This is a genomic window from Halorubrum lacusprofundi ATCC 49239 (genome assembly GCF_000022205.1).
GTDB classification, from domain to species: Archaea; Halobacteriota; Halobacteria; order Halobacteriales; family Haloferacaceae; genus Halorubrum; species Halorubrum lacusprofundi.
Genome location: NC_012029.1, coordinates 2,384,996 through 2,397,645, shown reverse-complemented (window position 1 = coordinate 2,397,645; position 12,650 = coordinate 2,384,996). Strand labels below are relative to the sequence as shown.

At 67.9% G+C, this 12,650-nt stretch carries 14 protein-coding genes and 1 pseudogene; 11 read left to right on the top strand and 4 right to left on the bottom strand.

Annotation, left to right across the window (positions count from 1 at the left end):
* Nucleotides 1-78: 78 nt before the first annotated feature.
* Complete coding sequence (han, locus tag HLAC_RS11940; protein ID WP_015911098.1) at nucleotides 79-2,025, top strand: Hef-associated nuclease; 1,947 nt, start codon at nucleotides 79-81, stop codon at nucleotides 2,023-2,025.
* 36 nt (nucleotides 2,026-2,061) lie between these two features.
* On the opposite strand, the gene HLAC_RS11935 is transcribed toward han, so the two are convergent.
* Both HLAC_RS11935 and HLAC_RS11930 read right to left on the bottom strand, forming a co-directional pair.
* Nucleotides 2,062-3,801 (bottom strand): phospholipase D-like domain-containing protein, encoded by a 1,740-nt coding sequence (locus HLAC_RS11935; protein ID WP_049933595.1) that lies wholly within the window; start codon nucleotides 3,799-3,801, stop codon nucleotides 2,062-2,064.
* Between the two features lie 55 nt (nucleotides 3,802-3,856).
* The gene (locus HLAC_RS11930) at nucleotides 3,857-5,230 is read right to left on the bottom strand and encodes a HEAT repeat domain-containing protein (protein WP_049933594.1); all 1,374 of its coding nucleotides are present in this window, start codon (nucleotides 5,228-5,230) and stop codon (nucleotides 3,857-3,859) included.
* Between the two features lie 111 nt (nucleotides 5,231-5,341).
* Between HLAC_RS11930 and HLAC_RS19555 the strand changes: the two are divergent.
* Nucleotides 5,342-5,473, top strand: a pseudogene (locus HLAC_RS19555) (DNA starvation/stationary phase protection protein DpsA); the annotation flags it as partial.
* An 83-nt stretch (nucleotides 5,474-5,556) separates the two neighbouring features.
* Here HLAC_RS19555 and HLAC_RS11925 read toward each other — a convergent pair.
* Both HLAC_RS11925 and HLAC_RS11920 read right to left on the bottom strand, forming a co-directional pair.
* The gene (locus HLAC_RS11925) at nucleotides 5,557-5,994 is read right to left on the bottom strand and encodes a DUF5809 family protein (protein ID WP_015911094.1); all 438 of its coding nucleotides are present in this window, start codon (nucleotides 5,992-5,994) and stop codon (nucleotides 5,557-5,559) included.
* A 36-nt stretch (nucleotides 5,995-6,030) separates the two neighbouring features.
* Nucleotides 6,031-6,525, bottom strand: a complete 495-nt coding sequence (locus HLAC_RS11920; RefSeq protein WP_015911093.1) for a DUF5810 domain-containing protein — start codon at nucleotides 6,523-6,525, stop codon at nucleotides 6,031-6,033.
* 172 nt (nucleotides 6,526-6,697) lie between these two features.
* Here HLAC_RS11920 and HLAC_RS11915 point away from each other — a divergent pair, with 172 nt between their 5' ends.
* The 9 genes from HLAC_RS11915 (at nucleotide 6,698) to HLAC_RS19825 (ending at nucleotide 12,616) form a co-directional block, all read left to right on the top strand.
* Nucleotides 6,698-7,936 (top strand): translation initiation factor IF-2 subunit gamma, encoded by a 1,239-nt coding sequence (locus HLAC_RS11915; RefSeq protein ID WP_015911092.1) that lies wholly within the window; start codon nucleotides 6,698-6,700, stop codon nucleotides 7,934-7,936.
* 1 nt (nucleotide 7,937) lies between these two features.
* Nucleotides 7,938-8,399, top strand: a complete 462-nt coding sequence (locus HLAC_RS11910; protein WP_015911091.1) for a PIN domain-containing protein — start codon at nucleotides 7,938-7,940, stop codon at nucleotides 8,397-8,399.
* 22 nt (nucleotides 8,400-8,421) lie between these two features.
* A complete protein-coding gene (locus tag HLAC_RS11905) occupies nucleotides 8,422-8,997 on the top strand; it encodes a DNA-directed RNA polymerase (protein ID WP_015911090.1) in 576 nt (191 codons plus the stop codon).
* Nucleotides 8,997-9,194 carry a transcription elongation factor subunit Spt4 gene (gene spt4, locus HLAC_RS11900; RefSeq protein ID WP_008007804.1) on the top strand — a complete coding sequence of 66 codons (198 nt, stop codon included), beginning with the start codon at nucleotides 8,997-8,999 and terminating at the stop codon, nucleotides 9,192-9,194. The genes HLAC_RS11905 and spt4 overlap by 1 nt, the downstream gene beginning before the upstream one ends.
* 46 nt (nucleotides 9,195-9,240) lie before the next feature.
* Nucleotides 9,241-9,819 carry a GTP-dependent dephospho-CoA kinase family protein gene (locus tag HLAC_RS11895; RefSeq protein WP_015911089.1) on the top strand — a complete coding sequence of 193 codons (579 nt, stop codon included), beginning with the start codon at nucleotides 9,241-9,243 and terminating at the stop codon, nucleotides 9,817-9,819.
* 95 nt (nucleotides 9,820-9,914) lie between these two features.
* Nucleotides 9,915-10,223, top strand: coding sequence for a 30S ribosomal protein S24e (locus HLAC_RS11890; RefSeq protein ID WP_015911088.1), 309 nt, complete (start codon nucleotides 9,915-9,917; stop codon nucleotides 10,221-10,223).
* Between the two features lie 10 nt (nucleotides 10,224-10,233).
* Complete coding sequence (locus HLAC_RS11885) at nucleotides 10,234-11,949, top strand: bifunctional N(6)-L-threonylcarbamoyladenine synthase/serine/threonine protein kinase (RefSeq protein WP_015911087.1); 1,716 nt, start codon at nucleotides 10,234-10,236, stop codon at nucleotides 11,947-11,949.
* 92 nt (nucleotides 11,950-12,041) lie between these two features.
* The gene (locus HLAC_RS11880) at nucleotides 12,042-12,338 is read left to right on the top strand and encodes a DUF5808 domain-containing protein (protein WP_015911086.1); all 297 of its coding nucleotides are present in this window, start codon (nucleotides 12,042-12,044) and stop codon (nucleotides 12,336-12,338) included.
* A gap of 143 nt (nucleotides 12,339-12,481) precedes the next feature.
* Nucleotides 12,482-12,616 (top strand): hypothetical protein, encoded by a 135-nt coding sequence (locus HLAC_RS19825; protein WP_015911085.1) that lies wholly within the window; start codon nucleotides 12,482-12,484, stop codon nucleotides 12,614-12,616.
* Nucleotides 12,617-12,650: the final 34 nt, after the last annotated feature.

The following is a 12,650-nucleotide window of genomic DNA, read 5'->3' as shown; positions in this document are numbered from 1 at the left end:
GCCGCCGGAGCCACGCTCCCGTCGGCGCCGGAGACGCGAGAGAACAAGCTTAACACCGGCCGTTCCCGATGAGCGTCCATGAGCGATAACACCGCCGGGGATTCCGGCACGCGGGGCGATTCGAGCCCCGAACCCGACGCCGACACGGCGGAGGGGGCGGCTGACGACCGGCCGACTGTCTACGATCTGGCATCGGACTGCACCCTTGAAGACGCCGAAGTCGATGCGCTGTACCACGCTGAAGTCAACTGCGTCGTCGACTACGGCATCTTCGTCGACGTCTCGGACGCCCTCTCGGGGCTCGTCCACGAGTCGAATCTCGACGGTGACTACGCCGTCGGCGACCGACTGGTGGTCCGGCTGACCGAGGTGAAGGAGAACGGCGACGTGGCGTTCGACGACGAGAACCTCGACGACTACCGCACGGAGACGGTCGTCCACGAGCCGACCGTCTCCCGCGTCCGCGGGCTCACGCCCGGCGACGAGGTCACCGTCGAAGGAGAGGTCGTGCAGGCGAAACAGACAGGTGGGCCGACGATCTTCGCCGTCGCGGACGCCTCCGGCGTCGTCTCGTGTGCCGCCTTCGAGGAGGCCGGCGTCCGCGCGTACCCCGAGGTCGAGGTCGGCGACATGGTCCACGTCAGCGGGACGGTTGAGACCCGCGAGAACGCTCTCCAGCTGGAGGTCGACTCGCTGAAGCGGCTCCCCGAGGGGCGAGCGGCCGAAGCCCGCGAGCGCTTCGAGGCGGCTCTCGACGAGCGCGCCGAGCCCGCCGACGTCGACCCGCTCGTCGAGTGGGAGGCGTTCGAGCCGATCCACGACGACCTCCGGGAACTGGCGCGGCTGCTCCGCCGCACCGTGCTCGCCGGCCGTCCGATCCGCGTCCGACACCACGCCGACGGCGACGGGATGTGTGCCGCGATCCCAGTCCAGCTCGCCTTGGAGAACTTCGTCTGCGATGTCCACGAGGACCCGGACGCGGCCCAACACCTGTTCAAGCGGCTCCCGAGCAAGGCGCCGTACTACGAGATGGAGGACGTGACCCGCGATCTGAACTTCGCGCTGGAGGGGCGTGCCCGCCACGGCCAGAAGCTCCCCTTCCTACTGATGCTCGACAACGGTTCGACCGAGGAGGACGTGCCCGCCTACGAGAACCTCGCGCACTACGACATCCCCATCGCAGTCGTCGACCACCACCACCCCGATCCCGAGGCCGTCGAACCGCTCCTCGACGCCCACGTCAACCCGTACCTCCACGACGAGGATTACCGAGTCACCACGGGGATGATGTGCGTCGAACTCGCCCGGCTGATCGACCCGTCGATCACGGGCGAACTCGAACACGTCCCGGCGGTCGCCGGGCTCTCCGACCGCTCGAAGGCGGAGACGATGGACGACTACGTCGCGCTCGCCGAGGGCGCCGGCTACGACGAGTCCGACCTGCTCGACATCGGCGAAGCGCTCGACTACGCCGCCCACTGGCTGCGCTACTCCGAGGGGAAGACCCTCGTCAACGACGCCCTCAACGTGGGCTGTGAGGACGAAGCACGCCACGAGGAGCTGGTCGAGTTCCTCTCCGAGCGAGCCGACCGCGACGTGCAACGCCAGCTCGACGCCGTCGACGACCACGTCGAACACGAGCGGCTCGCCTCCGGCGCGCACCTCTACCGCATCGACCTCGACGAGTACGCCCACCGGTTCACCTACCCCGCGCCCGGGAAGACGACCGGCGAGCTCCACGACACTCGCGTCAAGGAAACCGGTGACCCCGTCATCACCATCGGCTACGGTCCCGATTTCTGCGTGCTTCGCTCCGATGGCGTTCGGCTCGACATCCCGAACATGGTGACCGAACTGAACGAGGAACTTCCCGAAGCGGGCGTCTCGGGCGGCGGTCACCTCGTCGTCGGTTCGATCAAGTTCGTGAAGGGCCGCCGTAGCGCCGTTATCGAGACGCTCGTCGAGAAGATGGCCGACGCGGAGATCGACGAGGCGCTCTCGTCGACGGTCGCGATCGACGACTGACGCGGACCCGAACGCCCGTTCGGTCGCCGCGTCGCCTCACACGAACGCCACCTCCCGGCGCGCGATGACCCCCGCTCCCGCGAGAGCGACTCCTAATCCGCCGAGCAACCCGATCGGCAGGTGGACCCCGCCACCGCGCCAGTCCGCCGCGTACGCGCGGGCGTAGAAGTCCGCCACCGATCCGTCCTCGACCGCGAGCAATACCTCTCTGTTCTCCGTCGCCGCGCCCTCGTTCCAGTTGAGGCTTCCGACGACGGCTGTGTCGTCGACGACGAGCCCCTTCGCGTGAATCTTCCCGAATCGGCCTCGCGGTTGGGAGACGGCCACCTCAATCGGCTCGTCGGCGAGCTCGTCGACCAGCGCGCGGTTCTCCTCGCGGTCGTACCACGCGCTGGACAACAGGAGATGAACGTCGACGCCGCGCTCGGCGGCCCGCCGGAGTGCGCGGACGATCCGGTTATCCGGCCCGCCGGTCCGTGGGACCACGCCCAGCACGCGGTCGTCGGCGGCGTCGATCCGCGCGACCAAGCGATCGGCGGCGTTGCCTGGGGTCGTCAGGAGTTCGACATCCGCCGTCGTCGCCGCCGGCGGCTCGAATCGCGTCGGGTACGACTCGTTCGCCGTCCCCGATTCGTGGAACTCGGTGTCGTTCCGGAACGACGACCACGACCGAGCGTCGGACGCCGCGGCGTCCTCGCGGAAGAGGGCGGCGAGGTCGTTCGCGACCGCTCCGTCGTCGGTCGAGGATCGCGATGTTCCGGTGACGACGCCCCACCCGCGGTTGGTTCGCCCGCCCGTCCCGGACGCCTTCCAGTTCTCCGTGAGCACAATCGCGCGGTCGTCGGCGACGGCATACTTCGCGTGGTGAAAGCGGAACCGTTCAGGGTTGCCGTCGAGCACGCGAACCTCGACGCCGGCGGCCACGATCCGATCAAGGAGCCGGGCGCTCCGCGCGGAGAACCCACCGACCGGTGAGCCCTCGATGAGGACCCGCACCTCGACGCCGCGGTCGGCGGCCGCGACCAGCAAGTCAGCGACACGCTCCGATCCGAGCGTATAACCGGCGAGCAGCAGGCGGTCGTCGGCCGCGCGGAGCGGCTCGACCGGAATCTCTGGACTGTCCGGCAGCACGAACGGCGTCACGGTCGCGTTCTCCGTTCTGACCACGGGCCGCGGGTCGTACCCTCGCGGTCGCCACTCGCCCCAGTCCGCGCGCCAGCGATGCCCCTCGGGCGCGCGGTCGTAGTCGACCACGGCGACTGCCGTCCCATTTCGGCGAAGCTCGATCCGGTCGCCGGAGGCGGCAAGCGGGAAGTAGCCGTCGAGCACGCGGAGCTCCGGTTCGCCGGTGCCGCCGCTGCCGGCGACCGCAGTCTCGTCGTCGAGCAGTGGCGTCGTGTTCGCGGGATCCATCGAGAGCGCGACGACACCGCTCGCGTTCGCTGGGACCGCCGCCTCGTAGTAGCCGTCGGAGAGCGACCAATTCCCGCGCTCGGGGAGCCGGACGACGAGGTACTCGCCGCGGTTCTCCGCCGCCGTCGGGTTCGGGAACAGCTCGAGGATCCGCGGCTGCTCCGCCACGAGCGTCCGGTTCTCCGTCCCGTCGTTCGACTGCGCGACGGCGCCTTCCGGGTCGACCCCAGCGACCCCTGAGCCGGTCCCGGCGTCACCCACGGCTGCGACCGGCGCGACGGTCGTTAGGACGAGCAGCCCGAGCGCGACGGCGGTGACGCTCGCGGTCGAGTCGCTTGCGGCACGGGAGGATGCGGGCGACACGGGGGACCGTGCCCGCGGCATTAGATAAGAATGGTCGGTCGAACCGCGGTCGGCGTCAGGCGGTCGCCGACGCCGCGTCGAGGGACTGCTCGGCCTTCTCGGCCTCGGTGGAGACGATGAAGGAGTGCTCGTCCGCGTACTCGGCGACCGTTTCGATCGCTTCGCGCGTGCCGATCTGGCGGAGCGCCCAGCCGGCGGCGGCGCGGACGTCGTCGGAATCGTCCTCGGCGAGCGCGTCGGCGAGGGGGTCGATCGCGCGGGTGTCGCCAATGAGTCCGAGCGCACGGGCGGCGTGGGGGCGCACGAGGTCCTCGGTGTCCCCCTCGGGATCGAGCTGGTCCGCGAGCGGCTGGACCGCCTCCGCGGCGCCGATCTCGCCGAGAGCCTTGAACACGATCTTCTGGAGCTGCGGGTTCGAGTCCTCCGAGACGAACTCGACGAGCGTCTCGGTCGCCTCTTCGGCCGCCATCTTGCCGAGGATACGGATCGCGAACTGATCACGCTTCTCCGCGCGGCCGAGAAGCTCCTCCAGGGAGGCCTCGGTCTTTCCGCGTTTGCCCATGCGTTCGAACGCTTCGAGGCAGTGGCGCTCCATGAAGTCGGATTCCAGCGAGTTGAGCGCGAGCAGGATCATGTCGACGTTGCCGCGCGCCTCGTGTTCCTTCAGCGCGGACCACTCGACCGGGAAGTCCTTGTAGTGGCCGAGCACGTCGTAGTACCCCTGCGCGCGGAGCTGCTCGTGAGTCTCGAGGTCGTCCCACTCCTCGGCGTCGTCGAGGCCCGCTTCGAGCCCGTCCGTCGCGTCGATCAGGGCTGCGATCGTCTCGGCGTCGGCGTCGGGATCGAGATCCGCGTCAGCGACCGCTTCGGCGACCGCGTCGAGCGCGGCGATCAGCTCGTCGAGGTCGTCGTGTTCGGGGAACGCGTCGACCGCGACCGACTCGGACGCCTCCTCGACGAAGGCGTCGACAGCGTCGGCGGCGTCGTCGCGCCCGTCTGCGGTCCATTCGGTGTCTTCGAGCGTCGACGCGGCGGCCTCGATCGCATCGATCACGTCCTCGGCGTAGGGGCCACGGGCCTCCTCGACGCCGTCACGGAGCTCCGCGATCCGGTCTTCGAGGTCGCCGCGCGGGTCGTCGGCGTCCTCGTCGTCCTCGTCCGGCTCGGGGAGGTCGGCCTCGTCGAGCCCGTCTTCGGCGTCGTCGAGGAGCGCGTCGATATCGTCGAGGTCCGCTTCGGTCTCGGCGTCGTCGAGGCGCTCCGCGATCTCGTCGAGGTACTCGTTCAAGGACTCCTCGGTCGCTTCGTCGGGAAGCGTGGGCGCGGCGGCCGCATCCGTCGACTCGCCGGCGCCGCCCGCCTCCTCCGCGTCGTCCGCGGCGTCGGCCTCTCCGGAGGCGTCGGCCGGGTCGTCGTCGCCGTTGCTCATACACCATGAACTGCGCGCGTAGTCCATTAAGACGTTTCCCTTCGCAGGCGGAGCCGACGGTGATGTCACTGGTCTATTTTAAATATACAAAAAGTATTTTCAGTATATTGAATTGCGATTGACCTCGAGGAGGGCGCCGACGTGATCGCCGGGCGCGCGCAGGCGCTCGGCGGGGTACCGCTCTCGGGCGGCGCGAACTACGAGGAGCACGCGCCGGTGAGCCCAGAGGACGCCGACGATTTCGCGGGAGCTGGCGATAACCCCTCCGCGGCTTCGACTTCTCTCGTTTTCTCACCTGAAAGCGGCAGCCGTTCCGCTATAACTGACTACCGGCCGGACTCGTAGAACTCTTCGCGGTACACTCGGCCGAACGCGTTCCGGCGGAGGGTGCTGGCAGCCGCGTCGGGCTCCTCCTGATACGTCGCTGCGATAACGGTGTCGGCGAAGGGGATCGGGTGCCACACCACGTTGTCGACGTTGTCGGACCCGATCCGGACGACATCGTCCTCGTCGAATTCGCTTTCGGCGAGCCAGTCGTCGAACTCCCCTTCCTCGCCGACGTGGACCACGAGCATCTCGGCGAAGGTCGCGTCGCGCGCGGTCCGGATCACCTCGGGCGTGACCCGCTCGTCGTACTCGTCAGCGCCGAACGACATCGCCTTCGTCGCCTCGCGGACGACGACCTGCGCGACCGGCCCGACCTCCTCGTAGTACTCGAGCGCGTCGGCGCGGGTCTCCGGGGCGAACGTCCCTCTGGTCTCCATACCCGTCGTTCGCCGTCGACTAAAAAGGGCGTTCCGTTACGCGGACGGGTTCTCGGGGTCGTCGCTGGCGGCGGAATCGGTCTCGCCGTCGTTGCCGCCCGCGTCGCTTTCGACGCTCGTGCCATCGTCGCCGTCGCCCACCTCCCGCGCCATCTCTCGGGCCTCGCGGATCGCGGCGGCCACCTCCGGATCGGTCTCGCCGGCTGCATCGCCCGCGCCCGGCCTATCCGACGCGGCACGGTTGCGGCCGGTGCTGTGGTCGTGGCCGGCGTGGTCGTGCGCTCCAAGGTCGACGTCGGGCCGCCCGTGGCCGACAGTATCCTCGAACACCTCGTGGTACTCGGCGTCCTCGGCGTGGGGCGTCACCTCGGCCGCGAGCCCCGCGGGCTCCCGGTCGCTCCAGTCAGTGACGCGGTCGTCGAGCCATACCTCGTGGTCGCCGCCGTGTAACATCGCCGTGAACGCGAGGTGATGCGCGAGGTGTTCACCGTCGCGCTGGGGCGTCTCGCACACCGGGCACGCGTATCCCATGATGACGCGACCTACGGCAGTGAACCCTAAAGCGGCGTCGGACCGGGCACCACTCTCGGCACGTCGCCGGCATCGCCGCCTCGCCCGCGGACGCCTCCCGCCAGTATAACAGCAACTTTATCACTCGCACGGAGCAAATTTCGGTAAGACTACTCCGTTAGGAGGTCCAACAGTGACTGAAGTCAACACACAACCGGAGGTGAACATCGGTCTCGTCGGTCACGTCGACCACGGGAAGACGACGCTCGTGCAGGCGTTGTCCGGCTCGTGGACCGACCAGCACAGCGAGGAAATGAAACGCGGTATCTCCATCCGGCTGGGGTACGCGGACGCAACGTTCCGGCGCTGTCCCGGCGTCGACGCGCCCGAGTGTTACACCGTCGACGAGGAGTGCGAGGACGGTTCAGAGAGCGAGCCGATCCGGACGGTCTCGTTCGTTGACGCGCCGGGCCACGAGACGCTGATGGCAACGATGCTCTCGGGAGCCTCGATCATGGACGGAGCCGTGCTCGTCGTGAGCGCAACCGAGGACGTCCCGCAGGCGCAGACGGAAGAGCACTTGATGGCGCTCGATCTCATCGGGATCGAGAACATCGTCATCGCACAGAACAAGGTCGATTTGGTCGACCGCGACCGCGCCGTCGACAACTACCGCCAGATTCAGGAGTTTGTCGAGGGCACGGTTGCGGAGGACGCGCCGATCGTCCCCGTCTCCGCACAACAGGAGGTCAATATGGACCTCCTCATCGACGCGATCGAATCGGAGATCCCGACCCCGGATCGCGATCCCGGCGAGAGCGCCCGCATGTACGCGGCCCGCTCGTTCGACATCAATCGACCGGGCGCGACCGCAGCCGAACTCAAGGGCGGCGTCGTGGGCGGCTCGCTGGTCAGCGGCGAGCTGTCCGTCGGCGACGGGCTGGAGATCCGGCCGGGTCGCGAGGTCGACGAGGAGGGGCAAACGGAGTGGCGCCCCCTCGAAACGACGGTGCGATCGCTGCAGGCCGGCAGCAACGATGTCGAGAGCGCCCGACCGGGCGGGCTGCTCGGCGTCGGAACCGGGCTCGATCCGAGTCTGACGAAGGGCGACGCGCTCGCGGGACAGGTCGCCGGCGAGCCCGGCACGCTCCCGCCGACGCGCAACGAGTTCGAGATGCAAGTCGATCTCCTCGACCGCGTCATCGGCAGTGAGGAGGGTGACGACGGCGACGTCGAGGATATCAACACGGGCGAGCCGCTGATGCTCACGGTCGGAACCGCGACGACGGTCGGCGCGGTAACGAGCGCACGCGAGGGCGAGTGCGAGGTGAGCCTCAAGCGGCCAGTCTGCGCCGAGAAGGGCGCACAGATCGCGATCAACCGGCGCGTCGGCGCGCGCTGGCGACTCATCGGCGTCGGAACGCTGTCGTAGCGTGGCCGACGACGCCCGCGCGGATGGCCCGGAGTCGACCTCTGCGGGCGACGCCCGTCCCGAGGACCTCGCGGGAGACGACGCCCCGGTCGTCGCGCTCGACGCGAGCGCGCTGATGGCGCCGGTCGAGGCGGACTTGCGGCTGTTTGAGGAGCTCGATCGGCTCCTCGGAGGCTACGAGGCCGTCGTCCCGGCTGCGGTCGTGTCGGAGTTAGACCGACTGCAGGGCGGGAACGGCAAGGAGGCGACCGCGGCGAGCGTGGGTTCGGACCTCGCGACGCGGGCGGAGACGGTGGAGACGGAGGAATCGTACGCCGACGACGCGCTCGTCGAACTGGTCACCGAGGGCCGGGTCGACGGCGTCGTCACCAACGATCGACCGCTGGCGAACCGGGTACTGGAGGCGGGCGCACCAGTAATCGGTTTAAGGGGTCGGAACACACTGGCGATAACGGAACCCTAGCGGACGCGGACAACCAACGAATATGTACAAACGAGTTCGACTCAAGGATACGGTCGAGGTGCCGCCAAAACACCTGGCGGACGTCACCGACGAGCGGGTGAAAGCCCTGCTCCAAGACAAACTGGAAGGACGAATGGACGAAGACGTGGGTAGCGTCGTGAGCGTCATCGAGGTCCACGACATCGGCGACGGAGCGGTGTTGCACAACCGCCCCGGCGTCTACTACGAGGCAGAGTTCGACGCGCTGACGTACGATCCCGACATGCAGGAGGTCGCCGACGGCACGGTCGTCGAGACGGTCGAGTTCGGTGCTTTCGTCGGTATCGGCCCGGTCGACGGCCTGCTGCACGTCTCGCAGATCACCGACGAGTACCTTACATTCGACGGGGTGAACCAGCAGCTCGCCTCCTCGGACTCCGATAAGACCCTCGGCGTCGACGACGCTGTCCGGGTGCGCGTGGTGACCAAGAGTATTGACGAGCGCAACCCGCGCGACTCGAAGATCGGGCTCACTGCGAAACAGCCCGGCCTCGGGAAACACGAGTGGCTGGAGGGCCAGCGACAACACCGCGAACAAACCGGTGAGGAGGCCGACTGATGGCCGAGGACCGCCTGGCGTGCCGTGAGTGCCACCACGTCAACGACCCGGACTCCCAGACGTGCGAGCACTGCGGGTCGTCGTCGCTCACCGAGGACTGGGCGGGCTACGTCATCATCACCCAGCCCGAGGAGAGTCAGATTGCGGAGGAGATGAACGTCACGAAGGCCGGGTCGTACGCGCTGAAGGTCCGGTAGGGCGGCGGTTCGCGTAACGGTTTCCGGTTTCAACCACTACCTTACCATGCTTACACTCCCCGAATCCCTGCGCGACGCGTTCAAGGAGCCACTGGGCCCAGTGACGATCGACGCCGACGAACTGCTCGCGGCCGCGGCGGAGACCCGCGGTGAGCGGGCCGCGCCCGATGCCCCGATCATCGCGGTAGGCGACGTGGTCACGTACCATCTGCGAGAGGCGGGCCGCGTCCCCGATGTCGCGCTGATTGACGGAAAGACCGAGCGTGAGACGGTCGACGCGGAGATCGGCTCCGCGCTTGCGGCCGCGGACGACCGCCGTCTCTCCGTGGAGAACCCCGCCGCGTCGCTGTCGGCAGAGCTACTCGAGGCGCTTAGTGAGGCGCTCTCCGACGCCGACCCGGTCATCATCGAGGTAACCGGTGAGGAGGATCTGGCCGCCCTGCCAGCGATCCTCGCCGCGCCCGACGGCGCGAGCGTCGTCTACGGCCAGCCGGGCGAGGGGATGGTCCGAGTCGCGGTTACGCCGGAGTCCCGAACAGAGGCACGAGAGCTGTTCGAGGCGCTCGACGGCGACGTCGAGGCGGCCTACAAGGCGCTCGGTCGCGTTCCCGACGGAGATCGGTGATATACGGGCGGAGACCGCCGAACGATCGACGCCGGCGACACCCCCGCTTCGAAATCCTTTTACAGCTTTCGAGGAGATATACGCCTAACTGAACCATGGACGTCGATATCATCTCCGAAGAGGAGAACCCGATGTTGCACCGCACGGACATTCGTTTCGAGACGACCCACGAGGAGGCAACGCCCTCCCGTCTGTCGGTCCGCGACTCGCTCGCGGCCAAGCTCGACAAGGCCTCTGAGGAGGTCGTCGTCCACGAGCTGGACACGAAGTTCGGCATGCGCAAGACGATCGGCTACGCGAAGGTGTACGACACCGCAGAGGACGCGCTCGACGTCGAGCAGGAGTACATGCTCGAACGCAACAAGATCGGCGGCGAGGTCGAGGCGGACGCCGAGGAAGCCTAACGCCAGCCGAATGCGCGTTCTCGGCATCGAGGGAACCGCGTGGTGCGCGAGCGCCGCCCTGTACGACGCCGAGACCGACTCCGTTCTCATCGAATCGAACCCGTACGAGCCGGACAGCGGCGGCATTCACCCTCGCGAGGCTGCCGAGCACATGTCCGAGGCGATCCCCGAGGTTGTCGACGCGGTTCTCACCACGGCTGAGGCCGAGCATGGTCCCGACGCAATCGATGCGGTCGCGTTCTCGCGAGGGCCGGGACTCGGCCCGTGTCTCCGCATCGTCGGGACCGCCGCTCGGTCGCTCGCGGGGACGCTCGACGTACCCCTCGTCGGCGTCAATCACATGGTGGCGCACTTAGAGATCGGTCGCCATCAGTCCGGCTTCGAAAACCCGGTGTGTCTGAACACCTCCGGCGCGAACGCCCACCTGCTCGGCTACCACGACGGGCGCTACCGCGTGCTCGGGGAGACGATGGACGCCGGCGTCGGCAACGCGATCGATAAGTTCACCCGCCACGTCGGCTGGGACCACCCCGGCGGCCCGAAGGTCGAGGCGGCGGCGCGGCGGTACGCCGAGGGAAACGACGGCCCGGAGGACCTCCTCGACCTCCCGTACGTCGTCAAAGGGATGGACTTCTCCTTCTCCGGGATCAGCTCCGCCGCCAACGACGCGTACGACGACGGAGTCCCAGTCGAGGAAATCTGTTTTTCGCTCCAAGAGCACGTGTTCGCGATGCTGACGGAGGTTTCGGAGCGTGCCCTCTCACTGACCGGCGCCGACGAGCTCGTGTTGGGTGGGGGGGTCGCACAGAACGATCGGCTTCGCGAGATGCTGGCGTCGATGTGTGCGGCCCGCGGCGCACGCTTCCACGCCCCAGACTCGCGGTTCCTCCGCGACAACGCCGGGATGATCGCCGTGTTGGGCGCGAAGATGGCACAGGCTGGCGACACAGTCCCCATCTCGGAGTCCGCGATCGATCCCAACTTTCGCCCGGATCAGGTGCCCGTGACGTGGCGGAGCGGTGAGTCGGTCGCTCGCGGCCGTGCTCCCGGGAGCGACGACAAGACGGACGCGGATCGGCGAGGCGCCGAAGCGACGGTAGAGATTGTCCCGAGCGGCGAGCCCGACGCCGCCGACCGTCGGGTGATCAAACGCCGGGTTCCGAAGGAGTACCGTCACCCCGGCCTCGACCGGACGCTCAGGCGTGACCGGACCGTCGCGGAGGCCCGGCTGACGAGCGAGGCCCGGCAGGCGGGGGTGACGACCCCGTTGGTGTACGACGCCGACGTGCCGAATGCGACGCTGACGCTCCAGTACGTCGGCGACCGCGACCTTGCCGCCGCCCTTGACGGGGGAACCGAGCGCGTGGCGGCAGTCGGGCGATACCTCGCGCGGCTCCACGACGCGGGGATCGTTCACGGCGATCCGACTACGCGGAACGTGCGGGTGGGCGTGGGAGATTCCGATACACAAACAGGGGATGGCGAAGCGAACGGTACGACGGCCGTCGACGATCGGACCGCACTCATCGACTTCGGGCTCGCCTATCACACCGGCCACGTTGAGGACCACGCGATGGATCTCCACGTGTTCGAGGGGTCCGTCCGGGCGACCGCGATCGATCCGGATCCGCTGATCGAGGCGTTCGAGGACGGATACGCGACGGTCGGCGACGACGACGTTCTCGACCGGCTCCGCGACGTAGAGGGCCGCGGGCGGTACCGGTGAGCCGTCTGCATCGGGACTGATGAGTTGTCGGCGGCTCGCGCACGACGCCGAGTTGCGCCACGCTTTATATGCCCGGAGTGAGATATACTGGTATGGCAGACAAACCGTCCTCGGGAGAGATACTCGGGATCCCGTACAACTTCGAGCGGCCGAGCCTCGGACGGCTGCTCTCGTCGTATTGGCAGCCCGGCAAGGGAATGTTAGTGGAGAAACCGTTCGGCATCGGCTACACGCTGAACCTCGCGAACTGGCGGTCGTGGATCGTCCTCGGGATCGCCGGCGGGCTCTACTATCAACAGACGCAGTCGGGCGGTGACGCTGGGGCGGCTGACGACGACGACGCGGACGCGAGCGACGAACCGGTCGAAGTGATCGTCGACGACGACTGATCGTCAACAACGACCGACCGTCAACAACGACCGACCGTCAGCGATGATTGACCGTCGGCGACGATCGACTGCGAAGCGTCCCAGTTCTCAAACGCGGTTTTGGGACGGATTCTTTTAAATATCAGAACGGCGTATCGAAAGCAATGAGAGTCCAGTTCGAGTGTTCGTGCTCGGAGGAGATATCCGAGTTCACTCGCGGCGAGACGAGCCGCGGAGTCCACGTCGAATGCGGGAACTGCGGCGCGGTGTACGCCGTGACGATCACAGAACTCGAGTAGGTCCGCACACCGGATCGGTCCTCCCCTCTCTGTC